The organism is Pseudoalteromonas sp. SANK 73390, from assembly GCF_054966645.1.
This window is the reverse complement of sequence record NZ_ARPN01000056.1, coordinates 1-21680: the sequence shown is the minus strand read 5'-3', so window position 1 is coordinate 21680 and position 21680 is coordinate 1. Positions and strand designations below refer to the sequence as shown.

The window sequence follows — 21680 nt, the reverse complement described above, 5'->3', positions numbered from 1 at the left end:
GGGTATAAACTTTATTAATATCGTACAAGGTTACCAGTATACATTGAGCGAAAGCCAAGTATAATTTTCACCAAACACATCCGTGCCAAAGCTCAAGGTAGTTTCTACCTGACGACCATCTATTCTTTGACTATTACTTAGTTCAACGGCTCTGGCTTGCTCATACTTAGCGCCTACTTGGTTGAACTCATTAATATAGTTACTCTCATTATTTATTTGTGTATATTTCACTCGCCACATTGAGTTGCTATCACTATTGTAAGTCGCTTCAATTGTATGAATTTGACTTGGCGCTGCATCACCAAACACTCGATGATCAGCAGCAAAGTGCCCCACTACTGCACCTTTGATGGTATTGCCACTTTTCGGATAAATCTCATTTACATACCAAAGACTGTGCATATTGGTATATTCATAGCGCAGTGTTGTGGTATTTGTTAGTTGTGGCAAATAGAAGCCAATACTGTTGGTCGTATTACCAAATTGATAGTTTTTATGGCCTTTAGTATCTTCACCACCATATTCAAAATACCACTCAATTGGCGTATAAAAGTCAGTTCTTATGGTACTAGTGATAGTCGCCCATTGGTCGCCTAGTTCATCATCTTGACTCAATTCAGCCGTTTTATTGTCATTACCAGCTGGGTCAAAATATGCTTTGATAATATCACTTGTGCCAACCTCTCTTGGCCCACCACCAAATTGCATCATACGATTGATGCCTATCTTCCAGCCTGCTATAGGTTCAAAACTAAAATGCGTACCAGCAAGCTTGGGTGATCCGCTGTGCAGCTTGCCTTGATATACAATGCCATTTTCTACCGATTCTAATTCTGAATAAAACAATTCAAAGTCAAAATTCCACCAGTTTTGTAATGGCGCAATTAAACCTAAAGATATTGACGGAGAAGGCTTCGCATTATTTGAGTAAACTTGTGCAAAGCTTTTAAAAGGCGAAAACCAATGTTCTTTATAGCCCAAATTTAATTGAAAAGTATCACCGCCTAATGCATAGAAAGTATTGTAAGGCACCAAATCACCTTGGCGCACACGATAGTCCATTCCTAACTGCAGCAAGGAACTTTCACTCCCTCGCCATACGCCTTCGAGTGACACCTCTGCGTACTCATTAGATGAATTACTTCTATCATTGGCAAGTTTTACAGTTTCACCAGAGTCATAACGAAGTTTAACTCCCTGACGTGTTACATCATCCTTACTAAAATACATTTTTAAACGCTTACGAATTGAGCTGTATAAAGGTTTATCAATACGCTGTAAGTGGCGCAAAGCTATGTTAATTTCGCTAATACGATAAGGTTTAGCCATTGGCGTACCATCAGTAAGCGCGAACATGCGGTCAATTTGGTACTCTAATAATGTATCCTTACCAATCGGCAAATATGCAGTAGGCGCACTAAAACTGTAGCTCGAAAAAAATAGTGCCAGCGCAACCAAATATGAAGAGAGTTTTAACGACATAGTGAATTATAATTATGAGTAGATAAAAGTGCTGGCATAATAACAAATAACCGCTTTAGGAGCACGACCCCAAATGTGTAATTTTGTTATAGTGTTTCACTAAAGCTGTCGAACACGTTAAAATAGTATCTAAAATTAATACCAGACGTTGTAAAATAACCTTGCATGATCACAGGCCCCAGCCTCTATGACTCAACTACTTTATTCACTTTCATTGGCGTTACTAAGCCCGCTTATTTTATTGTATTTGTATGCAATTCGTGGCAAGAAACAAAGCGCCTATCGGCAACACTTTTTAGAGCGTTTGGGTATCTATCGTACTGAAATACCTAAACATGCAGTGGTGTTTCACTGTGCTTCTGTTGGAGAAGTACTCGCAGCCACCCCATTAATAAAAACATTTATTCAACAAAACCCACTAGAGAACATATTAGTGACATGTAACTCACCAACAGGTAGAGTGCAAATAGAGCAGAATCTAGGTAATACAGTCACTGTGTGTTACTTACCCATTGATTTTTATTTTTCTAGTAAACGTTTTATTCGTCATGTACAACCCAAACTCCTGGTGATGTTAGAAACCGAGCTTTGGCCAAACCTATTTGCGCACGCAAGGCAACTGCACTGCCCTGTCAATATCATCAATGCTCGGTTATCTGAAAAGTCATTTCAAGGCTATCAAAAAATCGCCCCTTTGAGCCGGTTTATTATGCAGCACATAAATACCTTAGCCAGTCACAATGACGAAGATGCACAACGTTTTATTCGCTTAGGGTTAGAGCCGCACAAAGTCATGGTCACAGGCTCTATTAAGTTTGATATACAGCTTACAAAACATGACAAAAATACTGCCAACCAGCTAAAACAAACGTTCTCTAAACGACCTATATGGGTTGCAGGTTCAACTCATCCGGGTGAGCATGAGCAAATTTTGGCTGCACACCAAATATTATTAAATACCCACCCCAATGCACTATTAATTATTGCACCACGCCACCCAGAGCAGTTTAATAAAGTAGCTACGTTACTCACACAATCTCCTTTGCAATATTGCCGACGTAGTTCACCTTTTGACCCAAAATCACAAGTATTACTAGCTGACACTCTCGGTGAATTAAAAATGTTATTTGGATGTGCTGATATAGCATACATTGGTGGAAGTTTAATTGCGCGCGGTGGCCATAACCCGTTAGAAGCGGCTGCATTTTCATTACCAATTTTGACCGGCCCTCATGTGTATAATTTTGCTCATATCTATCCATTACTATTTGAATTAAATGCAGCAACTAAAGTGAGTAACAGCCAAGAGCTCGCAAGCCTTTTAAATACTTTACTCAATGATGAGCCACAAAGAAAAACACAAGGCAAGCAAGCCTTGGCATGTTTAGAGCGCAATCAAGGCGCAATAACAAAAACCCTCAACTTATTGCAATCTCAATTAAAAACCACGGAACAGCCATGACAAACAATCCTTCACTCACGCCACAAAAAGTCATGCAAAACTGGGTTAGCTCAGTGATTGTTAAATACAACTTCTGTCCATTTGCTCGTCAAGAAGTAGAACAAAATACAATTTATTATCGAGTATCCACAGCCATAAACCATGATGATGCTGTTATGGATATGCTGGATGAATGCACCACATTAGACAATGAGCCAAATCGAGAAACATCACTGCTTATTTTTAAAAATGGTTTTTGTGACTTCGGCGACTTCCTAGACTTGGTTGACTTAGCCAATGCCATGCTCAGCGTGCAAGGCTATGAAGGAAAATATCAACTCGCAAATTTCCACCCTGATTATGTGTTTGCCGATAGTGACGAGCAAGACGCGGCAAATTATACCAACCGCGCCCCCTTCCCTACCTTGCACTTAATTCGCGAACAAAGTATGGCTCAAGCACTGCAAAGCTACGATGATCCTCAAAGCATTCCTGACAATAACATTCGCTTAGCCAGAAGAAAAGGCGAAGCATTTTGGCAACAGCTACTAAAAGGCTGTCACAAAAAAGGCGGGTGATAGCACTGTATCACCTGCTTACTATCTGGCCTCAGGTTTAGATAAGGGTTTTGAAATAGGAAATACTGTATAGCTATTTCTTAACCCAACGGCCATTTACTTGCACATAGTGACCTTTTGATGTTTTTTCTATCGCTTTTTTGCCCGCGAGTGCTTCCACTTGTGACAAACTGATCCCATTCTTTTTCGCTAACTGTTGATACTTAGCTTTGCGCTTAGTATTTACCTCAGAAATGAGTTGCTGCGTTTGCGAATTGCTAGACACTGCTGCCAAATAACCACTCGCTGTTTCTCCCACTAAACCTTGATTTTTTGCACTATCTAAGGTTAATGCCCAAGCTGAAAATGCCATACCAACAGCTGCAATTGCCACAATTAACTTATTCGCTTTCATTTTTCTCTCCCTTAGAATAATTCACTGTCATCGCTAAATAGGTCATCGAGTTCTTTATCAACTTTCACCCGAATTTCATGGTCTACTTTAACGTTTAAATTGATCGTAATTGGCTCTTTGGTTTCGACTTGTACTTTATGCGTACAAGCACTGAGCCATATTAGGCTTACCAGTATTAGAGTCCATTTCATGGGCTTTGCTCCTGTTTAGTTAATGCATCTTCTACTTTTTGGGTTATCTCGTCGCTCAACCGCAGCGCTCTAAAAAGCGTAAATATGTTCTCTTGGTGCGTGTAATTAAAATTTACAGGCTGTGACTGAGGTTTATTCTCTCCTTCAATTTGCACCGCTAATGTCAGCCAACCGTCTTCAGTTAGTGCCACATCACTGCTTAAATTATCAATGGTTAAATCATCGAGCACACCAATCACAGACTTTAAGCTAGGCTGCTGCGCTTTCAATGCTTCTATTGAGGCATTCTTAGCCACTTTTAACTTACCAGTATCCGCGTTAAACAGTTTACCTTGCTCAACCGTGACTTTTTTATCTTTAATAGTGACAGGAAAAGTGCCAGATATTCGCCCCATGAGCTCTACACCCGCGTCTCGTCCAGCTTGGGCGAGTAGTGCAAGGTCAAGCGAGTGTGCATTAAGCTGTAAATGTTGTTGTTCAGCAGATAAATTAAATCTTGGAATACTCACCTGACCATCGAATACTTGAGCATTAATATCGCTTAAAAATGCTTGGTTATCTTTAACGCCTAACGTAGCTGATGCATTTGAAAGCACCACACCAGATCGCACCTGAGCAACATTAAGCTTAGAAGGCGCGACATTAATCATTCCTGAACTGTACTGACCATCAATAATCGTATTGATGTCATCAATATAATGTGCACCGTATAGAGCCGAAACATTATGTAACTGCGCAATAAAATCAGCTGTTTGCAGATTAAGGTCACCAGTCACTTCAATAGATGCTTCACCTTGGGCTAATTTTAGTTCTGGCACAAAATTATCCACAATGCTCTGTAAATCAATGATTGGCTTTGCGGTTACTAATAATTGATAGGGATGTGCCAAAGGTGAATACTGGTGTTTAAATACTCCCTCAACGCCCACCCCTTTAATAAAGTGTGTAAACATAACACCCCGACTTTGCTGGCCTGAACTTTCAATAGTGATATTTTTTAATGTCAGGTCTGATGTTTGCACTGCAGCGAGTTGAGTTTCCCCTTCAATCTGAGTGAATATTTCGCCGGCCCCAATACCTCCTGCCAAAGAGAACTGTGTTTTAATACCTTTTACCTTAATCGAATTGTTCTCTATCAAATCGCTCGACAATAAACCTTTTAGTTGTAACATGTGGTTTTTATCAATACTCAAATCAAGCTGCAGCTGATTGTTTTTGATATTCAAAGTCTGATTTTTAAGTTCAGTTGCAGTCAAAGTAAGTTGAGTATTCGTAACTAAATACTTTGAAAACTCAATATTACTGTCGATTATCATACGACTTTGCTGTGCACTAAAACCTTCAAAGTCAACATTATCAAGCGCCCCTATTGCATCGAGCTTTAATCGTGTGAGACCTGCCTGAAAGTTTACTTTAACATTACCATCAAGTTGTATATCCTGCCCTTGAAAAGGCACTAAAGGCAAAATATCACTGTGATAACTAAAACTGCCATTGCCATTAATTTGTTTATCAAAAATAGCGATTGAACCATTAAACGAGAGCATACCGAGATTTGTGCTTTGATGTATCAACTCAAAATCTGCATTGGCCTTATTAGCTGCCAAATCAGCTTTTAGCATCTTAATGTTAAATTGACTGCTTCTGTCTTCACTTACTAAAGTCACATGCTCTGTCAGCATTTTCATACTCTTAATTTTAGCAACACTTGGGAATTGCAATTGCCAAGGCTGTATCAATAAAGGGCGTAATTGTTCAGCGTAACTATGGGGTATCAAAGAGTCGCAGTCATCAATTTCTAATATATTGTTTAGACTTGATAAATCTGCTTTTACCTGCTGGGTATTCAAATCAATATTAAATTTACCAACACCATTACTATATAACTGCACTAAGCAAGATTTATGTTCAGCGCTGCCTAATAGTTGGTGTTTAAGGACAATATTGATGGCATTGCCATCATAAGAAATTTCGGCTCGCCCTGACACATCTTTTATTAATTCTGGAACATAGCTGCGTATCACAGGGCTCATTAGATCGACATCCGCATCAATGACGGTAGGTGCAAGTTGCAGTGTACCTTGCACGTCTCCTTGAACGTCAAAGCGGTTAAGCTCATGCTCATTTATCGACATTTTAATGGCCGGTATAAAGTCATTACCAACAACCTGTAAACTCGCAATATTAAGTAAAGGTCTATTGGGTAAGTCTAAAGATAACGGCACATACTCAGCAGCAACCCGCGATTGGGTTTGGGTTTGCTTTACACTTATAGACACTTTTTTGATAGCTGCACGGGTGTCATTTAAGTTAACACCTTCAGCCTCAATAACAAATGCTTCATGTTTTAAGCATAATGTCTGTATTTGTACAGAGCGCCAGCTATTGATAGACCAATCTAGGCATCCAAGCTGTATTTTTTGTGTGGCTAAATAGTAATTTGCAAGGGCAGTGACCAGCGGCTTACGCGCGATGTAAAGGCTGATAAGCAAGCTGCATAAAATGATGCCAATCCACTTTAATCGGCCAAAGGTCATATAATTAGCCTTTTTATATAGTTAGCTTTATTAGCTCCAATGATAAAGTAAAATTATACTGCTGTGACAAACTAATTGTAATAAGTTGTAGTGTTGAACAATAAATAAATACTTTATTGTACTATGGCTAACATAAATGAATAATGCTTTATACTCTATTCTAATGTGCTCATTGTCGCTGCCGCACGCTAAGTAGCGTTAAAAACACCAATACAGGTTACCTGATATGACAATTAAAACCGCTCTATTTTTCACTCTACTTATATTAACAAGCCTTGCTACCACAGCTGAAGAAAAGCCTGAGCCTCCCCCTTTGAACCCTGCTTATCATGGTGAGCACCCTATGGTATTACTTAACCAAGGCGCAAGTATTTATGCTGCGAACTTGCCAACTTACGACTTTCCAAATAATGTCCAAGTGGTATATAAAATTGAAAACCCAGGCATTGCATTTTTGAGCTTAGTCCGCGATGCTGATTTGGTCAGCATAAAGCCAAAAGCATTTAACATCGAACGCTTAATGCGCGGCGAAGAAGTAGAGGTAACCGCTGATGTGTACAGTGGCCATTATGGCAAAGGTGGCAGTAAACTACTAAGTAATGCTCCTATTGTGTTTAGCAAAAAGCTTTATTCTCGAACTCTAAATGATTTAACCCCGTCATCTCAGTGGCAAGAGTACGATATGATCCCAGTTTCATCAGATGGTCGAATATATATCCATAAGATTCAACAACCGCCAAGCTTTAATCACCTCATCTTTGTCGATCTTAGTAGTGCGTGTATGCAAAAATTTCGCACTTCCAAGCGCGTCCCTCCTCACAATGAATTAACTATAAAATTTGTTAATTGCGGGTCACTAAAGCCACTCTATTATGATACGCAAAATCTAGACAAGTGACATTGTCTAATTGCACTTAGCCACTTCAGTGCTTCACTCAGTACAGTTTTTGAAAGCATAACAAACAAAAAGACCGTTGTGTCGAGTATACACAACGGCCTTTTTATTTCATCTCGATATCAATCTAGCCAACGTTTTTACGCGCGTTGCGGAACATACGCATCCATGGGCTATCTTCTAACCATTCGTCTGGATGCCAAGAGTTCGCTACTGCACGAAATACACGCTCAGGGTGAGGCATCATGACAGTTGCCCGACCATCGGTTGAGGTCATACTGCTGATCCCCTCTGGTGAACCATTTGGGTTATTCGGATATTGCATTGTTGGATTACCGTAGTTATCAACAAATTTAAGTGCAACCGTTCCAGAGTCCAGTGCTGCGTTTACTGCACCTGAGTTTGCAAACTCAGCATGACCTTCACCGTGTGATACCGCAATCGGCATACGAGAGCCCGCCATACCATCAAAGAATACTGATGGGCTATCTTGTACTTCAATTAAACTAAAGCGTGCTTCAAAACGTTCTGACTTGTTAGTGACAAAGCGTGGCCAATGCTCAGAGCCTGGGATCAACTCTTTAAGCGTAGACATCATCTGACAACCGTTACACACACCCAAACTGAATGTGTCCTCACGATGGAAGAAGCTTTTAAACTGCTCACGTGCCATATCATTAAATAGGATTGATTTTGCCCAACCTTCACCAGCACCTAATACGTCACCGTACGAGAAACCACCACATGCAACTAAACCTTTGAATTGGTCAAGTGTTAAACGACCTTCAAGAATGTCACTCATGTGTACATCTACGGCAGCAAAACCAGCACGATTAAATGCTGCAGCCATTTCTAAATGTGAGTTAACACCCTGCTCGCGTAAAATCGCCATCTTAGGTTTGGCGCCAGTGGCGATATAAGGCGCTGCAATATCTTCATTGATATCAAAGCTTAGCTTTACATTAAGACCAGGATCTTTGGCGTCAAACTTCGCGTCAAATTCTTGCTTAGCACATTCTGGGTTGTCGCGTAGTGCCTGCATTTGATAAGTAGTTTCTGCCCAGATAGTACGTAACTCAGTGCGAGTATTACCTAATAGCGTGTTACCTGAACGATTAAATACTATAGTGTCATCATTATTTAACGTACCAATTTCATGACAAACCGACGATAAGCCATGCTGTGCTAGCACTGCATTAACTGCACTTAAGTCATCATTACGAACCTGAATAACAGCACCCAGCTCTTCGTTGTAAAGTACTTCAATATCACCTCCAACTAGGCTATCTAGAGTCACAGTTACACCTGTGTGGCCCGCAAATGCCATTTCAGTCACAGCACTGAACAAACCACCGTCCGAGCGGTCATGATAAGCAAGTAATTTTTCATCAGCGACCAGCATTTGCATCGCATTGTAGAAGCCTTTTAATAATTCTGGACTGTCTACATCTGGTGTATTATCACCTAACTGTTTGTAAACTTGCGCTAAGCTTGAGGCACCCATACGGTTTTTACCCGCGCCTAAATCAAGCAAAATAAGTGAACTGTCGCCTTTATCTGTACGTAATTGTGGTGTGACTGTTTTACGAATATCTTCAACACGACCAAATGCTGTAATAATCAATGAAAGAGGCGCTGTTACTGACTTTTCTTCGCCATTATCATCCCACTTGGTTTTCATCGACATGGAGTCTTTGCCCACAGGAATAGTCAAGCCTAGTGCCGGGCATAGTTCCTCGCCGACTGCTTTAACCGCCTCGTAAAGGCCGGCATCTTCACCCGGGTGACCTGCCGCGGCCATCCAGTTAGCTGATAATTTGATATTTTCTAAGCTACCTATGTTTGCACAAGCAATGTTAGTCAATGACTCAGCAACTGCTAAACGTGCTGAAGCACCATAGTTAAGTAGTGCCACTGGGGTACGTTCACCCATCGACATTGCTTCACCGTGATAAGTATCAAAAGAAGCTGCTGTTACTGCACAGTTCGCAACTGGCACCTGCCAAGGGCCTACCATTTGATCGCGTGCTACTAAACCCGTAACAGTTCGATCGCCAATGGTGATTAAAAATGTTTTCTCTGCAATTGCAGGTAAGCGTAATAAACGCGTTGCCGCTTCAGACACATCAATGTTTTGCGTATCTAGCGCCTTACCCTGTACTTGTTGTGATTTAACGTCACGGTGCATTTTTGGTGCTTTACCCAATAATACGTCAAGCGGTAAATCAACTGGATTATTATCAAAGTGGCTATCTGCAACCGTTAAGTGACGCGCTTCAGTAGCTTCACCAATTACCGCATACTGAGCTCGTTCGCGCTTACAGATTGCTTCAAAGCGCTCAAAATCTTCAACTGCCACAGCCATGACATAGCGCTCTTGTGATTCATTACACCAGATCTCGTGTGGTGCCATACCGGGCTCATCGTTTGGTATATTACGCAGTTGGAATTTACCACCACGGCCACCATCATCCACAAGCTCAGGGAAGGCATTTGATAAGCCACCAGCACCCACATCATGAATAAACGCAATCGGGTTTTTATCACCCAACTGCCAACATTTGTCGATAACTTCCTGACAGCGACGCTCCATCTCAGGGTTTTCACGCTGTACTGATGCAAAGTCTAAATCTTCATTTGATTGACCAGATGCCATTGAAGAAGCAGCCCCACCGCCTAGACCAATGTTCATGGCAGGTCCACCTAATGCCACTAATTTGGCACCAACTGGGATATCGCCTTTTTGCACATGGTCTGTGCGGATATTCCCTAAACCACCCGCCAACATAATTGGTTTGTGGTAACCACGCACTTCTTCACCATTGTGACTATTCACTTTTTCTTCGTAAGTACGGAAATAACCCAATAAATTTGGACGTCCAAACTCATTATTAAATGCCGCGCCACCTAGTGGCCCTTCCGTCATGATATTAAGTGCATTAACAATACGTCCAGGCTTACCAAAGTCGCTTTCCCAAGGTTGTTCAAAACCTGGAATACGCAAGTTCGATACAGTGAAACCGACCAACCCTGCTTTTGGTTTAGAACCACGACCTGTTGCACCTTCATCACGAATTTCGCCACCAGAGCCTGTCGACGCGCCTGAGAATGGTGCAATCGCTGTAGGGTGGTTGTGGGTTTCTACTTTCATCAAGATTTCAATACTCTCTTGATGATAAGCATATTCACCGTCTAAATTTGGGAAGAAACGACCTGCCGTTGACCCTTTCATCACAGCCGCATTGTCTTTATATGCAGACAACACATTTTCAGGATGTGTTTCAAAGGTATTTTTAATCATTTTAAACAGTGATTTAGGCTGTGCTTCACCGTCGATAGTCCAATCTGCATTGAAAATTTTATGACGACAGTGCTCAGAGTTTGCTTGTGCAAACATAAATAATTCGATGTCGTTCGGGTTACGTCCTAATTTTTGGAAGTTTTCTACCAAGTAATCAATTTCGTCGTCAGCTAATGCAAAACCTTGCTCTACGTTTGCTGTTACAAGTGCTTCGCGACCACCACCCAAAATATCCACTGAAGACATTGGGCGCGGCTCATCCACTTTAAATAACTGTGCTGCATCTTCAAGCTGAGTATGTGTCGACTCTGTCATACGATCATGTAGCAAAGTACCAACTTGTAAGAGTTGCTCTGGAGTTAAATCACCCTCAACGTAATAAGCAATTCCTCGTTCAACACGGTGTACTTGGCTCAAGCCACAATTATTCACAATGTTAGTTGCTTTAGAGGCCCAAGGTGAAATAGTACCAGGGCGAGGTGTCACTAAAATTAACTGACCTTGCGGCTGGTGTTCCGCAATCGTCGGACCATACTCTAACAACTTATTAAGTTTAACCAGTTCAGCCTCACTAAGCTCTGCAGTTAAATCAGCAAAGTGCATAAACTCTGCATAAACACCTGTTACAGGTAAATTTGCAGCTGTGCAGTTTGTAAGGACTTTTTGAACTCTAAAATCAGACAGTGCAGGCGCACCACGTAGGATCAACATAGGTATTTTCATCCGGGGTTAGGGATTGAACGATATTTAGGGCCGCTATTATAGTAGAAATGTCGCTTGGGTTTAATACTAATAATGCCGAAACTCGCAAAAATACCACTTTTTAATTTAAAACCAACCCGTTATGACCCATTAAAAATAACACAAAGTTTTAATTTTGCGTTCGCTGGAAAATTTAGCTAACGTGAAGAATACGCTTACACCACGCGAGGAGAGGACATGCATAGGGGAAAGTGGACATTCATAGCTGTCGTTTTATGTATCTTAGTTGGTTGTGAGCAGGCTTCAAACAACCAACTCGAGAACATCAAACATAAGCAAGTGATTAGAGTCGGTACGCTTGCAGGCCCCGGTAATTACTTTCAAGCTCGTCATGGTGAGCAAGGCTTTGAATACGATCTAAGTACGGAGTTTGCTGATTTTCTCGGTGTTCAACTACAAATGGTGCCCTTTTTCAGCTTGTCTGAATTGTTTGCACGATTAGATAATGGCGATTTAGATATGATTGCCTCAGGAATAAGCTATCACCCACAACGCACCAAATACTATCGCTTTGGCCCCAGTTACCGAACAATCAGCCAAAAGCTCGTTTATAAGCAAGGAAGAACAAGACCTAGAAGCATGGAAGATATAGAAAAGCCTATTACTGTTTTAGCAAATTCTAGCCATGTATTGACCTTACAACAACTAGAGCAAAAATACCCTGCACTTAAATGGCAAACTGTGAGTGATATGGACGAAGAGGAACTCTTGCTTGGTATTATTGACGAGCAAATTGATTACACCATTGCTGATTCTCATACTCTAGCATTGTTCCGTCGTTATCATCCAACGGTTAGTATCGGGTTTTCTGTAACACGAGGCGATCCTATCTCTTGGGTATTACGTAATAACGGTGATGACTCACTGTATGCGCTGCTGTTACCTTTTTTTGCTGAACTTAAACAAACAGATGTACTCTATACATTAGAGGAAAAATATTATGGTCATGTTGCGTCTTTCAATTACGTTAATGCGTTAGCATTTGTTGAAGCCGCACATGAAGTATTACCTAACTACCTAACTTGGTTTAAAGAACACGCTAAAAGCATAGATTGGCGATTATTGGCAGCCTTGAGCTACCAAGAATCTATGTGGGACCCTAGCGCTAAATCACCAACCGGTGTGCGTGGTATAATGATGTTAACACGACCAACTGCAAAACAAGTGGGGGTCACCAACCGGTTAGAGCCAGAACAAAACATTAGAGGCGGCGCGCAATATTTGGCAAAGTTACTAAAACGTATACCCAAGCGTATACCGCAGCCTGACAGAACTTGGTTTGCGTTAGCTTCATACAATGTAGGATGGGGGCATGTTAATGATGCTCGGATAATTACCCAACGCCAAGGGGCTGATCCGGACAATTGGGCAGACGTTAAAAAACGACTACCGCTACTTATAAAAAAACGCTACTATCGAAACACTAAATATGGATATGCACGCGGAGATGTTGCCGTTCAGTATGTAGATAACATTCGTCGTTATTATGATGCACTGGTCTGGTTAGATGAAAATGATGCACTCAGTGCACACTCTAGCAAGTAGCTTGTTTGTAAAGGCAACCTGTCATTAACTTGCAATAAAGACCTGTAAAGCTGTTACGCGTGCTTTTCTCTCACACATATAAGGAGGTTCAGATGCTTAAAAGACGTCGAACTCATCAATTCAAACGTAATACACGACACACGACACCAAATAGACGTCGTGTTATGTTAAAAAACGCACACAAAAAAGTGCTACTACGAAGAAAGTTATTTGCCCTGTTGCAAATGGAAGAAATGGCGGCTCAACCTTGAGCTGCTTTTTTAGTTTTTTTGCTGCCTTAATTTCTTGACGCCGCGTTTTAAAAAATGCAGATATTTTTTCACTACATAATTGAGCTAATACACCTTCAGTAACTTCTAATTGATGGTTGAGCTTAGGCTCCCTAACTAAATTCATAATAGAACCTACAGCGCCTGTTTTCGCATCTTTTGCACCAAATACCACTCGCTTTATACGACTATGAACCAATAACCCAGCACACATCGGGCAAGGCTCTAGCGTGACGTATAAAGTACAATCAACCAAGCGATAATTTTCAAGCACTTGACCTGCTTTTCGAACAGCCTGCATCTCTGCATGCGCTGATGGGTCATGGTTGCATATTGACTGATTCCAGCCAGCTGCAATTATTTGATTATCTTTTACAATTACCGCTCCCACAGGGATTTCGTCTTGCTGCTGTGCTTTGTCGGCATACTCTAACGCTTGCGACATCCAATATTGATCTTGTTCTAGCTCGCTCATGGGGGTTTTAACTTCACAATTGCCTAAGTACTCACTGACTAGTATACCGTGAACCAGTAAAGCGATAAACATGACTCTTGGTGGCTTTTTTTATGAAACCTGTGACAATCTTTTAAAGGCATAACAATAAGTAAAATTGTAAAAAACTGATTATTTTCTTCATTTTAGTGTAATCATCCTAGAAAATCGTAAAATCACATGGCTCTAATGGCTACACTTAGGCTATAATTCGCCGCTTTTTTTATTTCTTGAGCTCAACACGCACGGGTAAAACATGAAATTTCCGGGACGCCGCAGGCATAAACATTATTTTCCAGTGGAAGATAAAGACCCTATAATCAAACAGTTAGGTAATGATAATGGGTTAAAGCACAGCTATATCTGTGGTATTGATCAAATCGTTGTTGATATTGAAGCTAAAGTTGATCAGGCTTTTTTAGATGAATTTGGCTTACAACTAGGCATGTCGCAAGTCATCGCGAGTGACATCACCAATGCACTTTACGAGCGCCTTAAACGCGATAACATGATTGATTACGAATTTGCTGGCGGAACCATAGGTAATACCATGCACAATCATTCGGTGTTGGCAGATGACCGCTCTGTCTTACTTGGCGTTATGAGTGAAAACATCACTGTGGGTAGTTATGCCTACAAGTTTTTGTGTAACACATCCAGTCGCGTGGACTTAAATCATCTACAGCCCGTAGATGGTCCAATTGGTCGATGTTTTACATTAATCGATGCCTCTGGTGAGCGTACGTTTGCGATCAGCGCAGGACTAATGAACTATTTACGTCCTGAGTCTATTTCTCAATCTTTAATTGAAAACGCCTCAGCACTGGTGATCAGCGCCTACCTTATGCGTACAACTGGTGATGAAACAATGACTCAAGCAACAATGCAAGCGGTTCATTATGCAAACCAAGCAGGTGTACCTGTGGTACTAACACTTGGGACTAAATTCTTAATTGAACAAGACCCAACTTGGTGGGCAGAATTTGTTGATAAACACGTTGATATTCTTGCTATGAATGAAGAAGAAGGCGAAGCGATAACTGGATTTAATGACCCTCTTTTAGCGGCTGATAAGGCACTCGATTGGGTAGACCTTGTTATTTGTACTGCCGGCCCGAAAGGGTTATTCATGGCAGGTTATGTTGATGAGCATTACAAACGTGAAACCGAGTACCCACTATTACCGGGTGCAATCGCTGAGTTTAACCGCTATGAATTTTCACGAGGTATGCGCAAAGCTGATTGTGAAACACCAATTAGAGCATATACACATACGGCACCTTACATGGGTGGTCCTGACACGATAAAAAACACCAACGGTGCTGGTGATTGTGCTCTGGCAGCTGTATTACATGATTTATCGGCGAATGAGTATCACAAACTTAACGTGCCAAACTCAGCCAAACATGAACAACAAGCCATTACTTATTCTTCGCTGGCACAAATTAGTAAATATGCAAATAGAGCCAGCTACGAAGTTTTAGTGCAACACTCGCCTCGCCTATCAAAAGGTTTACCTGAGCGTGAAGACTCGCTAGAGCAATCTTACTGGGATAAATAAACCCGTTCACTTAATGGTATACCAGTTGCATTAAATGGCTTAGTAACAAGACAAGAATTTCGGTATGCGGTTATTCTACGTAAGTCATTTAGATTAAGTTTTATAGAAGTTGCAAAGCACAAAGTTATAATAATAAATAGCCTCTCTAAAAAGAGAGGCTATTTATTTCAAAACACGAGTCACTCGCGCTAGAAGCGGTACTGTAACCCTAGCGCTATTTCAGATATATCATTTTTTGATACAAAATAGTGACTATAATCAAGGCCAATAGTTAGGTCATTAGAAACCTCATAATATACGCCTCCTCCCAAATAGCCGCTAGTACCGTTATCTTCAAAACGATATGATGTGCCGCTATCACTAGCACTGTCTATTTTATATTTCCAATTAAAGGCCCCAAAGAACACTTTACCTTGAAACTTACCCGTGAGGTTTTTAGAGTAATCGACCTGCATGGATACCCCTTCAGGCAGCACTGGTGCAACTTTTCGCACAACGTTGTGTGCATCATTTGACTCGACTACTGAGCCTGAGAAATCAATACGACCTTCCCCAAGGTTTATGTAACGTAACCCAACGTCCCAATTAGGCGCAACTTGATAAAACGCACCTATAGACCAGCTAATATCACTATCATCAACATTTGAAACAATGAGTGGTGATTGCCCTACCTCAGTATCAGCGGTTGCTTGGCCCACCGAACTTGTCACCTTCCAATCGGCAGGACTGGCATTTGCACTCATAGCACACATACTACTCACAACTGCAAATGCGGGTAATAACGCTTTCCTTCTTCGTATAAATAATGCTGACACGATTAGCACAAGTATGCCTCCCATTGAACCTGATGAACTATTACTAATAGTTGTACTGGTGTTTTGTTGAATACTCACAGTGACACTGACTATACCTTCTGCAGTCGCACCAAACTCATCACGTACCACATAAGTAATGGTATCAGACCCCGTAAAGCCAGATTGTGGTGTATAGCTTAAAGTATTATCGATATTAACCACTACGCTGCCGTGCGTGGCTGATGCAGATACCAAGCTCAACGCAGTACCTTCCGGATCACTGTCATTGGCTAGTACGTCTATTACTAATGCTGAACCATCCGATGTGACACTATCATTTACAACGTTTGGCGCTTGGTTGGTGACAATAGAAACTGCTGCCGTGCTATTTGCAGTACCTCCTTGACCATCCGTTACGCTGTATTGAATCATTGCTTCACCAATAAACATAGCAGGTGGCGTATAATGCAGTTGGTTATTTTCAACCACCACATTACCAAAGTCGACGGTAGCACCTGAAACGGTTAATGCGTCTCCATCTGCATCGGTATCATTTTCAATAACATCAATAATAATTGTTTGCCCAGCAACAATAGTTACTGAATCTGCATTGGCTATAGGAAGCGAGTTATCACTCAATAGTACTGCAATACCACCTGGGTCAACAATGGTGCTATTTGCAATACCATCATCATCATTCGGCCCACCATCTACAATACGCAATTGCACACACCAACTTCCCTCAGCTAAGCCATCTATCCATAAATCCTCACCTGGAGGTGGACAAAAGCCTGGTTCGCCCACAGCAGAGAGTACTTGGTTTCCATCGCCAATAACAAAGTCTTGCCATTGGCCATTACTCAACTTGCGATACACCGCACCACCCGGTATGGGGCTACGCTGAGGTAAGACAATGCTATAAACCTCTCCTGGTTTTGGCAGACCTGTGGCAATATAATCAAACAGACCGCCAATATTTTGTGCAGAAGGATCATTAGGTAACTCTGCTTCTAATAACTGAACACCGCCAGTTTGGTTCTGTGCAACCGTAACACCTTTGCGCAAACAAACACCGGGATCACCTTCAACTAAAAATTGGCTCGACTCCAGAGCTTGCTCCTGCATCACATTACAATCAGAAATTGCATCCATATAATCTGGAATGCCATCACCATCAGAATCAGCATATCCCTCTTCATCATCAGGGATAAGGTCGCCATCAGAATCATTTCCTGCAAGCGGGTCTAAGGCCGCAATTATCTCAATATATACATCCTTATTAGTCGCTAGGCTTGGCGTTGCACTATCTTCTGCCTTTGCTGCGATTTTATAGATACCTGTAGCAATACCTTGCGGATTAAATACAAATTGCAAAGGATCTGATGATGTATTAGTAAGTGCTGAGTCTGATTGCCAAGTGACCGTTACTTGATCATTTGGATTTGGATCTGATACGGAAGCCGTTATTGTTACATTGCTATCAGATGCAGTAACAAGTGAGCGCTCTTCCCCTTCTTGACTGACTGAAGTAGTAATTGCTGGTGCCACATTCTGCTCAACAATCGTAACTGTAGATGATGATTTAGCCCCCAGATTTAAACTACTATCTAAATTAATAACAATAGTTTCATTACCTTCAGTTAAGGTATCAGCAAAAATATTAAAGTTAATACTTGCTTGAGTACCTGAACTAATAACGACTTCACCGGATTGTAAGTCATGATCACTGCTATCAGCACTGCCTGATACCGTATAAGGAATCGTCACAGGATAACTGGGTGCCACCCCATTGAGGTAAACGCCCACCGAGTGGCTTTTATCCTCTGCTACTTGGCTATTTTTCTGTAATGAAACTAAAGGATTCACGTTAACGTTCTGACTTGCTGTAGCCTGTAAACCTTGACTATCTTGCGTTTGCCAGTAAGCGACATGCTGCCCAGGAGCAAATATAGGCACATTGCGAGTCAGAGATACTGGTAGGGGGTTACCCTGACTATCTGTCGCGATTGCAGTACCCAAGTCCACTTTTGTAAACAACCCAGTGGCATTAACCGTCACTCCACTTGGTGCTTGAATAGTCGGCGCTCCTGCACCTCCTGCTGTATTATTTATAGTGATAGTCGCATTTGCAACAGCTCTAGCTTTATCAGTATCTTCTATCACATAGGTAACCGCAAATGGCCCCTGAGCGTTAGCAACCCCTTGATAAATTAAAGTGTTATCTGAAACACTAACACTTCCAAGTGACACTCTCGCACCCAGCAAGCGCAACACACCACCATCTGGGTCTAGGTCATTGTCTAATACTGGCAAGCTATACTGATTAGATGACACCGCATCAAACGTAAACGTATCATCAATGGCAATAGGTGCATCATTCACTGGCACAACAGAAATATTCACCAGCGCTACATCTGATTGCAGCTGACCATCAGATGCAACAAAGCTAAATTCATCATTACCGTTAAAATTAGGTAGCGGCGTATAGCTTATTGTTGTTCCCTGAACAACTGCTTGGCCATTTTGCGGCTGACTTTGTAGCTCGATGGTGAGAGCATCACCATCAGCATCTGTCGCATCCGCCACAAAGCTAGTTGTACCGTCCTCATTCACACTCCTTTGCATATTACTAGCAACGGGGGCTGCATTAACTGGTTCAACTGTGATATTAAAAGCTGGTAGGCTTGCCTGAAGCGCTCCGTCTCCAACCGAAATTACAATATTGCCATAATCGCCAACATTATCACCTGTTGGTGTACCTGAAAGGCCCCCCGTTGCATTATCAAAACTAGCCCAACTCGGTAAATTGGTAATTGAGAAAGTAAGCGTATTAGAATCTACATCAGATGCCTGAGGTGTGAAGCTATATGGTTCATCTTGTAATACGGTAGTCGCTGGCGTTCCGCTTATAGTAGGGGCATCATTAACGGCATTAACCGTTATGGAGAAGGCCGCAAGCGACACACTTTCTTGCCCATCACTGACTGAGATCACAATATTGTCGTAATTGCCATCCTGCCCTTCTATAGGCGTGCCCAATAGTGCCCCCGTTGAGTCATCAAAGCTCGCCCATACGGGTAGGCCTGTTATGCTAAAGGTCAGCGTATCTTGGTCATTGTCACTGGCACTTGGTGTAAAGCTATAACTTTCGTCTTCATTCACTGACGTTGTTGGTGTACCAGAGATAACAGGAGCATCATTAACCGATGACACTGTAATATTCACTGTGGCCGCATTAGATGTAAGACCCTCGGTATCTTGCACAGTATATGCAAAGCTATCAGTACCGAAGAAGTTAGCTGATGGTGTATACAATACCGCACCTGAGGCTAGTACTTGTGCACTGCCCCCTTGAGGTGCACTAGTAATAGTAACACTTGATGTATTTAACTGACTGTCTACATCCGTATCATTACCTAATACGTTAATTTCAATATTGCCATCTTCTAGTATTTGAGCTGTATTACCTACAGCAACTGGCGCATCATTAACAGCTGTAATTGTCACGGTTACCGTGGCCGGGTCTGAGCGCAAACCATCGCTGTCTTCAACCGTATAGGTAAAAGTGAGCGTGCCATTTTGATCTTGTTTAGGTGTAATAGCCAATACACCATCAGTGCCAACCGTTACCGTAGCAAGGTCGTAATTACCTGCACCATCGCCCTTATCCTCTAAGACAATATCTGTGCCGTCGAACCCTTGGTCTTCTACATCTGAGTCATTTGCCAAAACGGTAAGGGTTGTTGCTGTATCCTCATTTGTGGTAACAGCATCATTGCCTGCTACCGGTCTATCATTTACAGCACCTATGTTCACCGAGATAGTTGCAATATTAGATTTACCACCATCACTATCTAAAATCGAGTAGGTAAAACTATCACTACCTGTTTCATTAGCATTTGGTGTATAAGTAATGGTGCCATTGTTCAAATCTACTGCAGCTTGACCTTTACTTGGTTGCGATTCTAACGTGATATTACCCGTAGGGTTTGTATCTTCAACATCTGTTGCACTAGCTCGAACTGATAATGCTGAGGTTGGTGTATCCTCATCAATATTCGGTGTAAAATTAGCCGCTACAGGTAAGTCATTTACTGCGGTAATCGTCACACTAACCGTAGCTTCATTTGATTCAGCCTGAGTAGAGTCTTTGACTGTATAAGTAAAAGAGTCTGCGCCATTTTCATTTGCTGTTGGAGTAAAAGTGACCACGCCATTACTAACACTTACTTGGCCTTTGGTTGGCTGAGTTTTAATAACTACCGATGACGCTACCATATTATTTTCAGGGTCACTATCATTAGCCAGCACATTAATTGTATTTGAAGCATCTTCCAAGGTAGTTAGGGTATCGTTAACAGCCGTCGGTGCATCTTCTACTGCGTTCATATTAATTGTTACAGTATAAACTGGTGAGCTGGTATTAGCGTTATCTTCAACGTGGTATGTAAAACTATCAGTGTGGTTTTCACTACCACCATGAACATAACTAAAGCTACCATTCGTGTTTAACGTTAATGTGCCATATTGAGTGTCAGTGTCTTTAACAATTGTTAGGCTATCATTTGAATCTAAATCATCATCACTGGCTAATGTTAATAGGCCATTGTTAAAGTCTCTGGAGAGTGTTGCCCCCTCATTGATAGTGTAACTGGTATTTTGACCCGTCGGCGCATCATTGGTATTGACGACTTCAATGTTAAAAGCAGTTAAATTACCAGTATCTGTTCCGTCATTGACAGAAATTTGAATGTTGGCTGTGGTACCAACATGAGAATCATCAGGCGTGCCAGTTAATGCGCCAGTTTGCGTATCAAAACTCGCCCATGTTGGTTTATTTGTAATACTGTAAGTATGTGTATCTGCCGTATCTGAATCTGCAAGTGTTGGTGTAAAACTATAAGCACTGTCTTCATTAATGCTCGTTGCAGGTGTCCCCGTCAATACAGGAGCCACGTTATATTGCTTAGTCACTGTGTCTGTAAAGCCAGTGCCTTGGTTGCCAGCTGAATCTGTTACCGTCACGGTCAAAGTTAACGTCCCTTCAGCCAGCGTGCTCACATTTACTGAGGTTACTTGTTGGCTTACACCTGTAATAGTGATTGCCCCTGAACTACTTACCGAATTGGTTCCGTCTGATATTTGATATGTAAAGCTCCCCGAACCTTCTAAACCACTGAGTGTAAAACTCAAAGCAGACTCATTACTGGCATTAATGATTGTCTGATCAATTGCAGCGGTCGCACCTGCTGGTACCGCATTATCAAGTGTAATGGTTTGCGTGGCCGCATTTGAGGTATTCCCTGCAGTATCTTGCTGTGTCGCCGACACCGTTAAGCTGCCATTATTTAAGCCACTTACATCCAGCTCTTGACCACTTATCGTCCAGTTACCCGAGCCATCTGCCGTTACCGTTCGTGATACCGTCGAATTAGAA

The 21680-nt window shown here is 41.7% G+C and carries 11 protein-coding genes and 1 pseudogene; 5 read left to right on the top strand and 7 right to left on the bottom strand.

Annotation, left to right across the window (positions count from 1 at the left end; translation table 11 throughout):
* Positions 1–30: 30 nt before the first annotated feature.
* A complete protein-coding gene (locus tag SANK73390_RS08630; RefSeq protein ID WP_462765454.1) occupies positions 31–1482 on the bottom strand; it encodes a capsule assembly Wzi family protein in 1452 nt (483 codons plus the stop codon).
* A gap of 187 nt (positions 1483–1669) precedes the next feature.
* Between SANK73390_RS08630 and waaA the strand changes: the two genes are divergently transcribed.
* The gene (gene waaA / locus SANK73390_RS08625) at positions 1670–2944 is read left to right on the top strand and encodes a lipid IV(A) 3-deoxy-D-manno-octulosonic acid transferase (protein ID WP_462765452.1); all 1275 of its coding nucleotides are present in this window, start codon (positions 1670–1672) and stop codon (positions 2942–2944) included.
* Complete coding sequence (locus SANK73390_RS08620; protein ID WP_462765450.1) at positions 2941–3501, top strand: DUF1415 domain-containing protein; 561 nt, start codon at positions 2941–2943, stop codon at positions 3499–3501. The genes waaA and SANK73390_RS08620 overlap by 4 nt, the downstream gene beginning before the upstream one ends.
* Positions 3502–3574: 73 nt before the next feature.
* Here the strand turns inward: SANK73390_RS08620 and SANK73390_RS08615 are convergent, their stop codons facing one another.
* The 3 genes from SANK73390_RS08615 to SANK73390_RS08605 are packed head-to-tail and all read right to left on the bottom strand — an operon-like array spanning position 3575 to position 6623.
* On the bottom strand, positions 3575–3895 hold the full coding sequence (locus SANK73390_RS08615) for a YdbL family probable chaperone protein (protein WP_462765448.1): 321 nt from the start codon (positions 3893–3895) through the stop codon (positions 3575–3577).
* Positions 3896–3906: 11 nt separating this feature from the next.
* Positions 3907–4086 (bottom strand): YnbE family lipoprotein, encoded by a 180-nt coding sequence (locus SANK73390_RS08610; RefSeq protein WP_261595224.1) that lies wholly within the window; start codon positions 4084–4086, stop codon positions 3907–3909.
* On the bottom strand, positions 4083–6623 hold the full coding sequence (locus tag SANK73390_RS08605; RefSeq protein WP_462765446.1) for an intermembrane phospholipid transport YdbH family protein: 2541 nt from the start codon (positions 6621–6623) through the stop codon (positions 4083–4085). The genes SANK73390_RS08610 and SANK73390_RS08605 overlap by 4 nt, the downstream gene beginning before the upstream one ends.
* 226 nt (positions 6624–6849) lie before the next feature.
* Here SANK73390_RS08605 and SANK73390_RS08600 point away from each other — a divergent pair, with 226 nt between their 5' ends.
* Positions 6850–7521, top strand: a complete 672-nt coding sequence (locus SANK73390_RS08600) for a hypothetical protein (protein ID WP_261595226.1) — start codon at positions 6850–6852, stop codon at positions 7519–7521.
* A gap of 124 nt (positions 7522–7645) precedes the next feature.
* Here the strand turns inward: SANK73390_RS08600 and purL are convergent, their stop codons facing one another.
* Positions 7646–11530, bottom strand: coding sequence for a phosphoribosylformylglycinamidine synthase (purL, locus tag SANK73390_RS08595; protein ID WP_462765444.1), 3885 nt, complete (start codon positions 11528–11530; stop codon positions 7646–7648).
* A 228-nt stretch (positions 11531–11758) separates the two neighbouring features.
* Here purL and mltF point away from each other — a divergent pair, with 228 nt between their 5' ends.
* Entirely contained in the window at positions 11759–13126 is a 1368-nt protein-coding gene (mltF, locus tag SANK73390_RS08590) for a membrane-bound lytic murein transglycosylase MltF (RefSeq protein WP_462765442.1), read from the top strand.
* 264 nt (positions 13127–13390) lie between these two features.
* Here mltF and tadA read toward each other — a convergent pair.
* Positions 13391–13870, bottom strand: a pseudogene (gene tadA, locus SANK73390_RS08585) (tRNA adenosine(34) deaminase TadA); the annotation flags it as partial.
* Positions 13871–14144: 274 nt separating this feature from the next.
* On the opposite strand from tadA, the gene SANK73390_RS08580 reads away from it, so the two are divergent.
* Positions 14145–15449 carry an inosine/guanosine kinase gene (locus SANK73390_RS08580; protein WP_462765440.1) on the top strand — a complete coding sequence of 435 codons (1305 nt, stop codon included), beginning with the start codon at positions 14145–14147 and terminating at the stop codon, positions 15447–15449.
* 188 nt (positions 15450–15637) lie between these two features.
* On the opposite strand, the gene SANK73390_RS08575 is transcribed toward SANK73390_RS08580, so the two are convergent.
* Positions 15638–21680 (bottom strand): Ig-like domain-containing protein (locus SANK73390_RS08575; RefSeq protein WP_462765438.1); only part of this gene is annotated, 6043 nt, incomplete at its 5' end.